The organism is Leisingera sp. XS_AS12 (assembly GCF_041224635.1).
Taxonomy (GTDB): Bacteria; Pseudomonadota; Alphaproteobacteria; order Rhodobacterales; family Rhodobacteraceae; genus Leisingera.
Genome location: NZ_JBGFGM010000103.1, coordinates 37,839 through 51,119 on the forward strand (window position 1 = coordinate 37,839; position 13,281 = coordinate 51,119).

At 63.4% G+C, this 13,281-nt stretch carries 15 protein-coding genes; all 15 read right to left on the minus strand.

The window, feature by feature from the left end; translation table 11 throughout:
* Positions 1 to 6: 6 nt before the first annotated feature.
* Positions 7 to 1,446, minus strand: coding sequence for an NADH-quinone oxidoreductase subunit NuoN (gene nuoN, locus AB9K35_RS12575; RefSeq protein WP_369926520.1), 1,440 nt, complete (start codon positions 1,444 to 1,446; stop codon positions 7 to 9).
* 15 nt (positions 1,447 to 1,461) lie between these two features.
* A complete protein-coding gene (locus AB9K35_RS12580; protein WP_222453576.1) occupies positions 1,462 to 3,009 on the minus strand; it encodes an NADH-quinone oxidoreductase subunit M in 1,548 nt (515 codons plus the stop codon).
* Entirely contained in the window at positions 3,009 to 5,075 is a 2,067-nt protein-coding gene (gene nuoL, locus AB9K35_RS12585; protein ID WP_369926522.1) for an NADH-quinone oxidoreductase subunit L, read from the minus strand. The genes AB9K35_RS12580 and nuoL overlap by 1 nt, the downstream gene beginning before the upstream one ends.
* 6 nt (positions 5,076 to 5,081) lie before the next feature.
* Complete coding sequence (gene nuoK / locus AB9K35_RS12590) at positions 5,082 to 5,387, minus strand: NADH-quinone oxidoreductase subunit NuoK (protein ID WP_008553673.1); 306 nt, start codon at positions 5,385 to 5,387, stop codon at positions 5,082 to 5,084.
* Positions 5,384 to 5,995, minus strand: coding sequence for an NADH-quinone oxidoreductase subunit J (locus tag AB9K35_RS12595; protein WP_222453578.1), 612 nt, complete (start codon positions 5,993 to 5,995; stop codon positions 5,384 to 5,386). The genes nuoK and AB9K35_RS12595 overlap by 4 nt, the downstream gene beginning before the upstream one ends.
* Positions 5,992 to 6,393, minus strand: a complete 402-nt coding sequence (locus AB9K35_RS12600) for a carboxymuconolactone decarboxylase family protein (RefSeq protein ID WP_369926589.1) — start codon at positions 6,391 to 6,393, stop codon at positions 5,992 to 5,994. The genes AB9K35_RS12595 and AB9K35_RS12600 overlap by 4 nt, the downstream gene beginning before the upstream one ends.
* A gap of 105 nt (positions 6,394 to 6,498) precedes the next feature.
* Positions 6,499 to 6,993, minus strand: a complete 495-nt coding sequence (gene nuoI, locus AB9K35_RS12605; protein ID WP_222453580.1) for an NADH-quinone oxidoreductase subunit NuoI — start codon at positions 6,991 to 6,993, stop codon at positions 6,499 to 6,501.
* A gap of 3 nt (positions 6,994 to 6,996) precedes the next feature.
* A complete protein-coding gene (gene nuoH / locus AB9K35_RS12610; protein ID WP_369926527.1) occupies positions 6,997 to 8,034 on the minus strand; it encodes an NADH-quinone oxidoreductase subunit NuoH in 1,038 nt (345 codons plus the stop codon).
* 6 nt (positions 8,035 to 8,040) lie between these two features.
* Positions 8,041 to 8,427, minus strand: a complete 387-nt coding sequence (locus AB9K35_RS12615; RefSeq protein WP_222453582.1) for a hypothetical protein — start codon at positions 8,425 to 8,427, stop codon at positions 8,041 to 8,043.
* Complete coding sequence (gene nuoG, locus AB9K35_RS12620; protein WP_369926529.1) at positions 8,424 to 10,442, minus strand: NADH-quinone oxidoreductase subunit NuoG; 2,019 nt, start codon at positions 10,440 to 10,442, stop codon at positions 8,424 to 8,426. Before nuoG ends, AB9K35_RS12615 begins: the two co-directional genes overlap by 4 nt.
* 3 nt (positions 10,443 to 10,445) lie before the next feature.
* On the minus strand, positions 10,446 to 10,853 hold the full coding sequence (locus tag AB9K35_RS12625; RefSeq protein WP_369926531.1) for a DUF5333 domain-containing protein: 408 nt from the start codon (positions 10,851 to 10,853) through the stop codon (positions 10,446 to 10,448).
* Positions 10,854 to 10,942: 89 nt separating this feature from the next.
* Positions 10,943 to 11,296 carry a hypothetical protein gene (locus tag AB9K35_RS12630; RefSeq protein ID WP_369926533.1) on the minus strand — a complete coding sequence of 118 codons (354 nt, stop codon included), beginning with the start codon at positions 11,294 to 11,296 and terminating at the stop codon, positions 10,943 to 10,945.
* 2 nt (positions 11,297 to 11,298) lie between these two features.
* Positions 11,299 to 11,715 (minus strand): MAPEG family protein, encoded by a 417-nt coding sequence (locus tag AB9K35_RS12635; protein WP_369926535.1) that lies wholly within the window; start codon positions 11,713 to 11,715, stop codon positions 11,299 to 11,301.
* A gap of 6 nt (positions 11,716 to 11,721) precedes the next feature.
* On the minus strand, positions 11,722 to 13,020 hold the full coding sequence (gene nuoF / locus AB9K35_RS12640; protein ID WP_222453587.1) for an NADH-quinone oxidoreductase subunit NuoF: 1,299 nt from the start codon (positions 13,018 to 13,020) through the stop codon (positions 11,722 to 11,724).
* A 6-nt stretch (positions 13,021 to 13,026) separates the two neighbouring features.
* Positions 13,027 to 13,254, minus strand: coding sequence for a DUF5337 domain-containing protein (locus AB9K35_RS12645; RefSeq protein ID WP_222453588.1), 228 nt, complete (start codon positions 13,252 to 13,254; stop codon positions 13,027 to 13,029).
* Positions 13,255 to 13,281: the final 27 nt, after the last annotated feature.

Here is a 13,281-nt window from a genome sequence, read left to right on the forward strand (position 1 = left end):
AGCCGATCAGTTTACAAGGGTGGCCGCAGCCGCAGCCGCCGCGCCGTCGATGCCGAACTGGTAGACCACGCCCACCAGCATCATCGCTGCCGAGGCCATCAGGGCCACCGCCAGCACCGGGGAGCCCTTGGCCTCGACATCGCCCTCGCCGGTGCCGAAGTACATGTAGAACACGATCCGCAGGTAGTAGAAGGCACCGATGACCGAGGCCACGGCGGAGGCGATCACCAGCCCCATCAGCCCGGCGTCCACGCCCGCCTTCCACACGCCCAGCTTGGCAAAGAAGCCCAGCATCGGCGGCACGCCCGCCAGCGAGAACATCAGCACCAGCACCGCCAGCGCCTTGCCCGGCTCGCGCGCGGCGAACTGGTTCAGGGCCAGAATGTCGGTGACCGGCTTGCCGTCCTTCTCAAGCATCAGGATGAAGGAGAAGGTGCCGATGTTCATGGTGACATAGATCGCGAGGTACACCAGCATCGCGCTGATGCCTGCCTCGGTCCCGGCCGCAAGGCCGATCATCGCATAACCCATGTGGGCGATGGAGGAGAAGGCCATCAGACGCTTGATGTCGCGCTGGCCGATGGCGGCAATCCCGCCGAGGAACATCGACAGCACCGACAGAACCACGATCACCTGCTGCCAGTCGGCGATGGCGCCGCCGAAGGCGTCATGCAGCACGCGGGCAAACAGGCCCATCGCCGCCACCTTGGGTGCGGTGGCAAAGAAGGCGGTGACCGGCGTCGGAGAGCCTTCGTAGACGTCGGGCGTCCACATGTGGAACGGCACCGCGGAGACCTTGAAGGCAAGCCCCGAGATCATGAAGACGAGGCCGAACAGCATGCCGATGGACATGTGGCCCTGCTCTGCCACCTGAATGATGCCTGCGAATTTCGTGGTTCCGGCAAAGCCGTAGACCAGCGAAGCACCGTAGAGCAGCAGACCGGAGGACAGCGCCCCCAGCACGAAATACTTGAGGCCCGCCTCGGTCGATTTCACGCTGTCGCGGCGCATTGCAGCCACGACGTACAGCGCCAGCGACTGCAGCTCCAGCCCCATGTAAAGCGCCATCAGGTCGCCTGCCGAGACCATCATCATCATGCCCACGGCGGAGAGCGCGACCAAGATCGGGTATTCGAACCGCAGCATGCCGCGCCGGGCCATGTATTCCTGACCGATCAGCAGCACCGCAGCGGCGCCCAGAAGCAGCGCCACCTTGGCAAAGCGCGAGAAACCGTCGTCGATGAACATGCCGCCAAAGGCGGTCTGCGTTCCGGCCGGGCTGGAGCCGATCCAGAAGGCCAGCACCGCCAGCAGCGCGGCGGTGGACCAGACCAGCGGGCCCGCCAGCCTGTCCTTGCCGGTGTATACCGCGCCCAAGAGCGCCGCCATGGCGTATAGTGCCAGAACGATCTCTGGCAGGATTACGGTGAGATCAGCTTGGATCATCTGCCTGATGCTCCCTTAGTGCGAAGCAATCTGGGTCGCCGCCGAGGTATCGGCAGCAGCCAGAGACTGGTTGAAGTTAGCGACCAGCGCCTCGGTCGAGGGGCTGATGATGTCGGTGACCAGCGCCGGGTAGACGCCCAGCAGCAGGGTCATCACCACCAGCGGCGCGAAGATGAACCGTTCGCGGGCGCTCATGTCCTGGATGGTCTTGAGGCTGCCCTTGATCAGGTCGCCGAACACCACGCGGCGGTAGAGCCACAGCGCGTAGCCCGCCGAGAAGATCACGCCGGTTGCCGCCACTGCGGTGACCCAGGTGTTCTTCTGGAAGGCGCCCATCAGGGTCAGGAACTCACCGATGAAGCCAGAGGTACCCGGCAGGCCGACGTTGCCCATGGTGAAGAACATGAAGACCAGCGCATAGGCGGGCATACGGATCACCAGGCCGCCATAAGCGTCGATCTCGCGGGTGTGCATGCGGTCATAGATCACGCCGACGCAGAGGAAGAGCGCGGCGGAGATGAAGCCATGGCTGATCATCTGGAAGATCGCGCCGTCGACGCCCTGCTGGTTGGCGGCAAAGATGCCCATGGTGACAAAGCCCATGTGTGCGACGGACGAATAGGCAATCAGCTTCTTCATGTCCTCCTGCACCATGGCGACCAGCGAGGTGTAGACCACCGCGATGGCGGACATCCACAGCACCACGTCGGTCATCACGTCTGCCCCAACCGGGAACATCGGCAGGCTGAAGCGCAGGAAGCCGTAGCCGCCCATTTTCAGCAGGATCGCCGCCAGCACCACGGAGCCCGCGGTCGGCGCCTGTACGTGCGCGTCCGGCAGCCAGGTGTGCACCGGCCACATCGGCATCTTCACCGCGAAGGAGGCAAAGAAGGCGAGGAACATCAGCGTCTGCGCGCCCCCCACGATGTGCAGGCCCAGCACGTCAAACGACGCCGCCGAGAAGCTGTGGGTCAGCAGGGTCTCAATATCGGTGGTGCCGGCATCCACATACATGAACACCATCGCCACCAGCATCAGTACCGAGCCGAAGAAGGTGTAGAGGAAGAACTTGAACGAAGCGTAGATCCGCTCCTTGCCCCCCCAGATACCGATGATCAGGAACATCGGAATGAGGCCCGCCTCGAAGAACAGGTAGAACAGCACCAGGTCCAGCGCCATGAAGACGCCCAGCATCAGGGTCTCCAGGAGCAGGAAGGCGATCATGTATTCCTTCACCCGGTCGGTGACCGACCAGCTGGCCAGGATGGTCAGCGGCATGATGAAGGTGGTCAGCATGACGAACAGCACCGAGATGCCGTCGACGCCCATCTTGTACTTCAACCCGAAGATCCATTCCGCCTCTTCGACGAACTGGAAGCCGGTATTGGCGGGATCGAACTGGGAATAGATCCCGAGGCTGATCAGGAAAGTGACGGTGGTGGCAAAAAGCGCGACGTATTTGGCGTTGCGCTGCGCCGCCTCATCCGCGCCGCGCATCAACAGGGCCAAGATGGCCGCCGCAAGCGCCGGGATGAAGGTGACGATAGAAAGGAGATTGTCCATCAGTGCGCTCCTCCGCCGATCGACATCCAGGTGACCAGGGCGGCAATGCCCAGCACCATCCAGAAGGCATAAGTGAAGATGTAACCGGACTGCGCCCGGCCCGCGAGGCGGGTGAAGAAGGGAACAATGCCCATCGCCAGACCGTTCAGGAAGCCGTCGATGGTCTTGCCATCGCCCTTCTTCCAGAAGAGCCGACCAAGCGCCACCGCCGGTTTGACAAAGATCGCATCATAGATCTCGTCAAAGTACCACTTGTTCAGCAGGAACAGGTACAGCGGCCGCTGCTGCTTGGCCAGGCGCTTGGGCAGCGAGGGGTTCACGATGTAGAACAGGTAGGCCAGCGCCAAGCCGCCCAGCATCGCGATGAAGGGCGAGACCTTCACCCATTTGGGCGCGGCATGGGCATCCTCCAGCACGTGGTTGTCCGGCGCGATGTACAAGGCGCCCTCCCCCGGCTGGCCGACGAAGGCGTAGTGGTGCTCATCACCGGCATAATCGTCTGCCGCCGCTTCGCCATGGGCCTCTGCCGAGGCCTCGGCCACCGGGATGCCGTAGAACTTGCCGACCTGATCGGCGTGACCGAAGAAGCTGCCGTACCACAGCATGCCCGAGAAGATCGCGCCAAGACCCAGAACGCCCAGCGGGATCAGCATGACCATTGGGCTTTCATGGGCGTGGTCGTGGGTGTGCTTGTCGCCGCGCGCCTCGCCGTAGAAGGTCAGGAACATCAGGCGCCAGCTGTAGAACGACGTCATGAAGGCCGCGAGCACCAGCGCCCAGAAGCCGAACATCGAGCCGCCCGCATAGGCGCTTTCGATGATCGCGTCCTTGGACAGGAAGCCGGCAAAGCCGATGTGGGTGAGCGGGATGCCGACGCCGGTGATGGCCAGCGTGCCGATCATCATCGCCCAGAAGGTATAGGGGATCTTCTTGCGCAGCGCGCCGTAGTTCCGCATGTCCTGCTCGTGATGCATCGCGTGGATCACCGAACCGGCGCCAAGGAACAGCATCGCCTTGAAGAAGGCGTGGGTGAACAGGTGGAACATCGCCGCCGAATACATGCCGACGCCAGCCGCCACGAACATGTAGCCGAGCTGCGAGCAGGTCGAATAGGCGATCACCCGCTTGATGTCGTTCTGCACCAGGCCAACGGTGGCGGCAAAGAATGCGGTCGCGGCCCCCAGCACGGTGATGAACGCCGTGGCTTCAGGCGCAAACTCCATCAGCGGCGACATGCGGCAGACCAGGAACACGCCCGCGGTCACCATGGTCGCGGCGTGGATCAGCGCCGACACCGGGGTCGGGCCTTCCATCGCGTCCGGCAGCCAGGTGTGCAGCAAGAGCTGGGCCGACTTGCCCATCGCGCCGACAAACAGCAGGAAGGCCAAGAGGTTCGCCGCGTTCCACTCGGTCCACAGGAAGGACACCTGGGTCTCTGCCAGCGTCGGCGCTGCCGCGAAGATGTCGCCGAGGTTGATACTGTCGGTCAGGAAGAACAGACCGAAGATCCCCAGCGAAAAGCCGAAGTCGCCGACACGGTTGACGATGAACGCTTTCATGGCCGCGGCATTGGCCGACGGCTTGCGGTAGTAAAAGCCGATCAGCAGGTAGGAGGCGACACCGACGCCCTCCCAGCCGAAGAACATCTGCACCAGGTTGTCGGAGGTCACCAGCATCAGCATCGCGAAGGTGAAGAACGACAGGTAGGCAAAGAAGCGCGGCTTGTAGCTCTCGCCCTCTTTCCACTGCGGGTCATGATCCATGTAGCCGAAGGAGTAGAGGTGCACGAGGCTGGAAACCGTGGTGATCACGATCAGCATGATCGCGGTCAGCCGGTCCAGACGGATCGCCCAGTCGGTCGCCAGCGAGCCGCTCTCGATCCAGCGCAGGATGGTGATGGTCTCGGTGGTTCCGTCAAACGACAGGAAGGTGATCCAGCTCAGCAGCGCCGACAGGAACAACAGGGCCGTCGCGGTGATCGTGGCGGCTTTTTCACCGATGAACTTGTGGCCGAAGCCGCAGATCACCGCCCCCACCAACGGGGCAAAGAGGAGGATGGTTTCCATGGTTCTTTAGCCCTTCATCACGTTGACGTCTTCGACGGCGATGGTGCCGCGGTTGCGGAAGAAGCAGACCAGGATCGCAAGGCCGATGGCGGCCTCGGCGGCGGCCACGGTCAGCACGAACAGGGTAAACACCTGCCCCACCAGATCGCCCAGGAAGCTGGAGAACGCCACCAGGTTGATGTTCACCGCCAGCAGCATCAGCTCGATGCTCATCAGCAGGATGATGACGTTCTTGCGGTTAAGGAAGAGCCCGAAGATGCCGATGACGAACAGCGTCGCCGCGACGGTCAGATAATGTTCAAGTCCGATCATTTGCCTTGCAGCCCCTGCCCCGGTTTCACGTCCTTCAGCTCCATCGCCATCGCCGGGTCGCGCATCATCTGGGCGACGACGTCCTGGCGTTTGACATCCGTGCGGTGGCGCAGCGTCAGCACGATCGCGCCGATCATCGCCACCAGCAGGATCAGGCCCGATAGCTGGAACAGAAGGAAATATTGGTCATAGATGATGAGGCCGAGCGCCTCGGTGTTGTGGCGGTCCGCAGGCACCGGATTGGCCAGCAGCTCCGGCGCCTTGTGGGCGGTTTCCCAGACGCCAAAGGCCATCACGAACTGCATCAGGATCACCAGGCCGATCAGCAGCGCCAGCGGCATGTATTTTGCCATCTCCGCTTTCAGCTCGGCAAAATCCACGTCCAGCATCATCACCACGAAGAGGAACAGCACCGCGACCGCCCCCACGTAGACGATGACCAGCAGCATGGCGACGAATTCCGCCCCCAACAGCACAAACAGCCCGGCCGAGGAAAGGAAGGCCAGGATCAGCCACAGCACCGAATGCACCGGCTGGCGGCTGATCACGGTGAACAGCCCGCCGGTGATTGCGCTGATGGCGAAGAGGTAGAAGGCAAAAACGCTCATGTCTCATCGTCCCTTTTGTCGTCCATGACCTGCTGCGCCAGATCCAGCGCCCGGTTCATGGCCGGAATGCCGGCGAAGACCGACATCTGTCCGATCGTTTCCACGATCTCTTGTTTCTTGGCACCTGCCGCGAGGGCGTGGCGCACGGTCTGGCGCACGGCACTGTCGGCCTGTGCGCCCTGGCAGGTGAGCCCGGCCAGCGTCAGCAGCAGCCGGGTCTTGGCATCCAGACCGTCCTTGTTGACGGTATTGCCGAACATCATTTCCATGACCTCTTTGGGCATGGTGGGCCACAGCGCCTCGAACTCCTTGAAGGCCTCGGAGGGCGAGAAGTTCTCCAGCGCCGGATTGAACGCCTTGGCCATCTGCTGGGCCTGGGCCTGCATCTGTTCCATCATGGCCTCAAACGGGTTTGGCGGCTGCTTGGTCACGTCATCTCCTCTGGCCCGAGACTTTTCAAAAAGTCATGGCAAAAGTTTTCGGGAAACTTTTGCGCGGCTCTTTCATCGGTAGGGGGCGTCGATTTCGAGGTTGCGGGCGATCTCGGCTTCCCAGCGGTCGCCGTTGGCCAGGAGTTTTTCCTTGTTGTAGAACAGCTCCTCGCGGGTCTCGGTGGCGAACTCGAAGTTCGGCCCCTCGACAATCGCATCCACCGGGCAGGCTTCCTGGCAGAAACCGCAGTAGATGCATTTGGTCATGTCGATGTCATAGCGCGTGGTGCGGCGGCTTCCGTCCTCGCGCGGTTCCGCGTCGATGGTGATCGCCTGCGCCGGGCAGACCGCCTCGCAGAGCTTGCACGCAATGCAGCGCTCCTCGCCGTTGGGATAGCGACGCAGCGCGTGCTCGCCGCGGAAGCGGGGCGACAGCGGGCCTTTTTCGTGCGGGTAGTTCACGGTTGCCTTGGGGGCGAAGAAATACTTCAGCCCCAATTTGAAGCCGACCCAGAAATCCTGCAGCAGGAAGTATTTGGCGGCGCGGGTGTAGTCGATGTTCGCCATCAGTTAGCCTCCCACGGTCCAGCGGGCGAAGATGCCCCAGAACCAGTCAAATTTTGCAGCAAAGGACACAAAGACCACCCAGGCCAGCGAGAACGGCAGGAACACTTTCCAGCCCAGCCGCATCAGCTGGTCATAGCGGTAGCGCGGGGTGATCGCCTTTACCATCGCGAAGAGGAAGAAGAAGAACGCCATCTTGGCGACCATCCACAGCACGCCGTCCGGCAGGCCCGGGATCGGGCTGAGCCAGCCCCCGAAGAACAACAGCGTGGTCAGCGCGCACATCAGGAAGATGGCGATATATTCGCCGGCCATGAACAGCAGGAACGGGGTCGAGGAGTATTCCACCTGGTAGCCCGCCACCAGTTCGGATTCCGCTTCCGGCAGGTCGAAGGGCGGGCGGTTGGTTTCCGCCAGCGCAGAAATGAAGAACAGGAACACCATCGGGAAATGCGGGATCCAGTACCAGTTCAACAGCCCCAGGTCGCCATCCTGTGCGCGCACGATGTCGCCGAAGTTCATGCTTCCGGTGGAGATGATGATGCCGATGATGATCAGGCCAAGGGAGACCTCGTAGGAGATCATCTGCGCCGCCGAGCGCAGGCTGCCGAGGAACGGATACTTGGAGTTCGACGCCCAGCCGCCCATGATGACGCCGTAGACCTCGAGCGAGGAGACCGCGAAGACATAGAGGATGGCGACGTTGATGTCCGAGAGCACCCAGCCGTCGTTGAACGGGATCACCGCCCAGGCGATCATCGCCAGAACGAAGCTGGTCATCGGCGCGAGGATGAACACGGTGCGGTCGGCGCCCGCGGGGATCACCACCTCTTTCACCACGTATTTCAGCGCATCCGCCACCGATTGCAGCAGGCCGAAGACGCCCACCACGTTCGGGCCCCGGCGCATCTGGACCGCGGCCCAGATCTTGCGGTCCCCGTAGACGAGGAACAGGAGCGAGATCATCACAAAGGCAACAACTGCCAGCACTTGCGCCAGGATCAGAACAGCGATGCCGCCTGGAGTGTTAAAGAAATCAGCCATAGGTCCTCACACCGTGGGTATTCCGTTCGCCGCGCAATCCGCCACCACGACCTCGGCGTCGATGGTGCGCAAGCCGCGCGGCAAAGCGGGGGAGATCAGATAGACCGCATCGGCGGTCCGGCTGCCCCCTGCCTGTTTCATTGTCGTGCGCACGTGGCGCGCAAACCCGTAACCCCGGATCAGCGCATATTGCGCGGCGGCACATTCCGCATATTTGTCGAGATCCCCAGTGTCGCGCACATCGCGCATGGAGACATGAAATTGCACCAGATCGCCCTCAAGCAGGCTGGTCTCCACCCCTTCGTAGACCGGGGTGGGCCGCGCGCCGGTGCTGCCCGGCTCCATCGCGCAGGCGGCCAGCATCAGCACAGATATGAGGGCGAAACGGATCATTCGGCAGCCAGTTTCCCGGTCGTGCGGGTCTTGGCACCCGCGGACAGCTCGGCCATCAGCTGCGAGGCGCGCGCGATCGGGTTGGTCAGGTAGAAGTCGCGGATCGCGGGCAGGAAGTCGGCAGTGCCGAGCGTGTCCTGTGCCAGCGGGGCCCCTTCCTTCGCAGTCACCCGGTCGATCTTGGCCAAGTGCGGCACTGCCGCGACCAGAACCTGCCGCAGCTGCGCCAGCGAATCGTAGGGCAGCTGTTTTCCGACCTCGGCGCTGAGCGCCCGCAGGATGGCCCAGTTTTCCTTGGCCTCGCCCGGTGCAAAACCGGCGCGCATCGCCAGCTGTGGACGGCCTTCGGTGTTCACGAACAGGCCGTTTTCCTCGGTATAGGCGGCGCCGGGCAAGATCACGTCGGCGCGATGCGCGCCACGGTCGCCATGGCTGCCCTGGTAGATCACGAAGGCACCTGCGTCGATCTCCACCTCATCGGCACCGAGGTTGTAGATCACCTCGGCTCCGTCGATGGCGGCGGCCATGCCGCCTTCGGTGACCGCACCGATGTCCATCGCGCCAACGCGGGAGGCGGCAGTGTGGAGCACCAGCAGTTTGGAGTCGGTGTCGGCCGCGAGTTTCTGCGCAGCGGCCAGAACCGCCAGACCGTCGGCTTCGCGCAGCGCACCCTGCCCCACGATTACCACCGACGGCGCATCCTTGATGGCGCCATGGTCCTTGTCGAGCAGGCTCGACAGGGCTGCCCGGTCGGTGCCGACATGTGCGTAGTCGTAGGTCAGATCTGCAGGCTGGCCGACCAGGCCGACCTGGGCGCCATTCAGCCACGCCTTGCGGATGCGGGCGTTCAGCACCGGGGCCTCGTCACGCGGGTTGGTGCCGATCAGCTGGATGAACTTGGCGTTGTCGATGTCCTCGATGGTGGCGGTGCCGGCATAGCCCGCACGGTTGCCGATTGGCAGCCGGGCGTTGTCGGTGCGGCATTCAACGTTACCGCCAAACCCCTCGATCAGCTGTTTCAGCGCAAAGGCCGCCTCGACCGGGGCCAGATCACCGATCAGCCCCGCAACTTTCTTGCCCTGCATGGCATTGGCCGCCGCGGACAGGGCTTCGGGCCATGTGGCGGGCTTCAACTTGCCGTCGACGCGCACATAGGGGCGGTCGAGACGCTGGCGGCGCAGGCCATCCCAGACAAAGCGGGTCTTGTCGCTGATCCACTCCTCGTTCACGCCGTCGTGGTTGCGCGGCAGGATGCGCATCACTTCGCGGCCCTTGGTGTCGACCCGGATGTTCGCCCCCAGCGCGTCCATCACGTCGATGGTTTCGGTCTTGGTCAGCTCCCAGGGGCGTGCGGTAAAGGCATAGGGCTTGGAGGTCAGCGCGCCCACCGGGCAGAGGTCGATGATGTTGCCCTGCAGGTTCGATTGCAGGGTCTGGTTCAGGTAGGAGGTGATCTCCGCATCCTCGCCACGGCCAGTCTGGCCCATCTGGGTGATGCCAGCGACCTCGGTGGTGAAGCGCACGCAGCGGGTGCAGGAGATGCAGCGGGTCATGGTGGTGTCCACCAGAGGGCCGAGATCCAGGTCATCCACCGCCCGCTTGGGCTCCTTGAAGCGGCTGCCCGACAGGCCATAGGCCATCGCCTGGTCCTGCAGGTCGCATTCGCCGCCCTGGTCGCAGATCGGGCAATCCAGCGGGTGGTTGATGAGCATGAATTCCATCACGCCTTCACGGGCCTTCTTGACCATGGGCGAGTTGGTTTTCACCTGCGGCGCCTGGCCTTCGGGCCCCGGGCGCAGGTCACGCACCTGCATCGCGCAGGAGGCCGCGGGCTTGGGCGGGCCGCCAACGACCTCGACGAGGCACATGCGGCAGTTGCCGGCAATCGACAGGCGCTCATGATAGCAGAAGCGCGGGATCTCGATGCCCGCCTCTTCGCAGGCCTGGATCAGGGTCATTGCCCCGTCCACCTCGATCTCGGTTCCGTCAATGTTGATCTTGCGGAGGTCAGACATGGTCTATTTCGCCCTCAGTAACACGCCGATCGCGCTGTTTTTCTCAATCTCCGCGCGGCCATAGGCGCAGAAAGTTTCCGGTTCGCCGTAGCTGACGCCGTTTTGCGCCAGCAGCCGCTCGCCCTTGGCCCGCATCCGCGCCTTTTCATCGTCGGATTCGATGTATTCGCGGATCTCGGCATCGCTGTAGCCCAGGGCATTCGCCCGCGACTTGAGACGGCGCAGCTCGCCCAGCCCCTTGAAGTAGCGAGGCGCGATGCTGTCGCAATGGTCCGCCACTTCCTTGGCGACGGCGACGGCGAACAGCGGGTCTTCGATTTCAGCGACATCACGCAGGGATGGCTTGGCCAAGGCTGCCACAGGCAACGCCAGGACCAGGGTCAGGGTGGCGGCCGTCAGGGTACGCAACATGGGTCTCTCCTTTGCAAAAGAGAGGCCACTGCGCCGCAGCACAGCTCTGCTATGCAATAGCAGACGCTGCTGATATGCCGCGCTCCTGCTCACGGGTTGCATGTTCCCTGGAAAATCGCATCACCACCGCTCAGCGTCAGCGGCGCGTTTTCGTCCGAGGGGTTCACGGCCCAGTCGATCCGCGAGGTGCCATAGTTTTCGATGCAGTAGCGCGTTCCGGCATGGGCAGCCGCCTGCAGCGCCCCGGTGATCGAACGTCCTGCGTCCTTGACCGTCACCGAGAACAGCGCGCGGTTCACCTTTTTGTCGACAGCCTTGGCGCTCGTCTTGAAAGGCACGCCGTCATACAGGGGGCGCTTGTTGCCGACGACGGCCTCGCACCCTGTCAGCGCCAGGACAGCCGCGATCACCAGCGGGGCCGCCACACGATATCGTTCATTCATGCTCAAAACAGTGCCACCAATGCCAGAATTGCCAGGCCGAGCATCAAGGCCCAGCCCGTCACGTAAAAGATCGTTCTTGCCCCAGCCTGCTCGCGGCCGATGCCGCGGATGTGCACGATCACCATCAGAATGCGGGTCACCAGCACCAGGGACGCCAGCATGTTCACCCAGAACGGGGCCGCCCCGGCAAGAATCGCCAGCAGCGTCACGGTAAGGAAGATCGGCAGGGTTTCGCAGCCATTCAGATAGGCGCGGTTCAACCGGTAGGCCGGGTTCGCATAGTCCTCTGCCGGGGTGCCGCCCGGTGCCAGCCCGGCCTTCTGCTTGGCCAGCGCCGAGAGCGGCGACAGCAGCAGCACAATGACGGCAAACCCCGCCAAAGCGACCAGAGCATGGGAATATGCGGCCAAAGCGTCCACTGGTGATTACTCCGCGGCCATCGCGCCCATGCGGCCCGACTTCTGCGCCTTGATGCGGTCCTCGATTTCCTCGCGGAAGTTGCGGATCAGGCCCTGGATCGGCCAGGCCGCCGCATCGCCGAGCGCGCAGATCGTATGGCCTTCGACCTGCTTGGTCACATCCCACAGCATGTCGATCTCTTCCAGCTCTGCCTCGCCGCGCACCAGCCGCTCCATCACCCGCATCATCCAGCCGGTGCCTTCGCGGCACGGGGTGCACTGGCCGCAGCTTTCGTGCTTGTAGAACTTCGCAAGCCGCCAGATCGCCTTGATGATGTCGGTCTGCTTGTCCATCACGATCACCGCCGCGGTGCCGAGGCCGGAGCCCAGCTCGCCGCGCAGGTAGTCGAAGTCCATGATCGCGTCGCGCATGTTCTCACCGCGCACGCAGGGCACGGAGGAGCCGCCGGGGATCACCGCCAGAAGGTTGTCCCAGCCGCCGCGGATGCCGCCGCAGTGCTTCTCGATCAGCTCCTCGAAGGAGATGCTCATCGCCTCTTCCACCACGCAGGGGGTGTTGACGTGACCGGAGATCGCAAACAGCTTGGTGCCCGCGTTGTTCTGCCGCCCGAAAGAGGCAAACCACTCCGCGCCGCGGCGCAGGATGGTCGGAACGACGGCAATGGATTCGACGTTGTTCACGGTGGTCGGGCAGCCATAGAGCCCCGCGCCCGCCGGGAACGGCGGCTTCATCCGGGGCATGCCCTTCTTGCCTTCAAGGCTTTCGATCAGCGCGGTTTCCTCGCCGCAGATGTAGGCCCCTGCCCCGTGGTGCAGGAAGATGTCGAAATCCCAGCCCGAACCGGCCGCGTTGCGGCCCAGCAGGCCCTGATCATAGCATTCGTCGATCGCTGCCTGCAGCGCCTCGCGCTCGCGGATGTATTCGCCGCGCAGGTAGATGTAGCAGGTATGGGCGTTCATCGCGAAGCTGGCGATCAGCGCGCCTTCGATCAGCGTGTGCGGATCGTGGCGCATGATTTCCCGGTCCTTGCAGGTGCCGGGCTCGGATTCGTCAGCGTTGATCACCAGGTAGGCCGGGCGTCCGTCGCTTTCCTTGGGCATGAAGGACCATTTCAGACCCGTGGGGAAGCCCGCGCCGCCGCGGCCGCGCAGACCGGAATCCTTCATCGTCTGGATGATCCAGTCGCGGCCCTTCTCGATGATGCCTGCGGTGCCGTCCCAATGGCCGCGCGCCTTGGCGCCAGCCAGCGTGCGCTCGTGCATGCCGTAAAGGTTGGTAAAGATCCGGTCCTGATCCTTCAGCATGGGTGCCTACCTTTGGTTGTCCCGGCGCATCCGCCAGAGTTGAAATATGTTGACCAGCGCATAGATCATGCCTGCCAGCGCGGCGAAGTCGAACAGCAGGGCATAGCGCCCCGGCAGTCCCAGCATGGGGCCGATGAACAGCGACAACACAACCCACAGCGAAATGGTCCCGGCAATCACAAGCGCGATATGCCGACCCTTGGCCGCGATGGCGTGGTCCTGGTCCTTGCTCATCTGTTCCCTATCACCCGGGCGCGGCCC

Bases quoted from the DNA above. Each gene is read 5' to 3' on its own strand.
- nuoN (WP_369926520.1), bottom strand. From the start codon at position 1,446: ATGATCCAAGCTGATCTCACCGTAATCCTGCCAGAGATCGTTCTGGCA.
- AB9K35_RS12580 (WP_222453576.1), bottom strand. From the start codon at position 3,009: ATGGACAATCTCCTTTCTATCGTCACCTTCATCCCGGCGCTTGCGGCG.
- nuoL (WP_369926522.1), bottom strand. From the start codon at position 5,075: ATGGAAACCATCCTCCTCTTTGCCCCGTTGGTGGGGGCGGTGATCTGC.
- nuoK (WP_008553673.1), bottom strand. From the start codon at position 5,387: ATGATCGGACTTGAACATTATCTGACCGTCGCGGCGACGCTGTTCGTC.
- AB9K35_RS12595 (WP_222453578.1), bottom strand. From the start codon at position 5,995: ATGAGCGTTTTTGCCTTCTACCTCTTCGCCATCAGCGCAATCACCGGC.
- AB9K35_RS12600 (WP_369926589.1), bottom strand. From the start codon at position 6,393: ATGATGGAACAGATGCAGGCCCAGGCCCAGCAGATGGCCAAGGCGTTC.
- nuoI (WP_222453580.1), bottom strand. From the start codon at position 6,993: ATGGCGAACATCGACTACACCCGCGCCGCCAAATACTTCCTGCTGCAG.
- nuoH (WP_369926527.1), bottom strand. From the start codon at position 8,034: ATGGCTGATTTCTTTAACACTCCAGGCGGCATCGCTGTTCTGATCCTG.
- AB9K35_RS12615 (WP_222453582.1), bottom strand. From the start codon at position 8,427: ATGATCCGTTTCGCCCTCATATCTGTGCTGATGCTGGCCGCCTGCGCG.
- nuoG (WP_369926529.1), bottom strand. From the start codon at position 10,442: ATGTCTGACCTCCGCAAGATCAACATTGACGGAACCGAGATCGAGGTG.
- AB9K35_RS12625 (WP_369926531.1), bottom strand. From the start codon at position 10,853: ATGTTGCGTACCCTGACGGCCGCCACCCTGACCCTGGTCCTGGCGTTG.
- AB9K35_RS12630 (WP_369926533.1), bottom strand. From the start codon at position 11,296: ATGAATGAACGATATCGTGTGGCGGCCCCGCTGGTGATCGCGGCTGTC.
- nuoF (WP_222453587.1), bottom strand. From the start codon at position 13,020: ATGCTGAAGGATCAGGACCGGATCTTTACCAACCTTTACGGCATGCAC.
- AB9K35_RS12645 (WP_222453588.1), bottom strand. From the start codon at position 13,254: ATGAGCAAGGACCAGGACCACGCCATCGCGGCCAAGGGTCGGCATATC.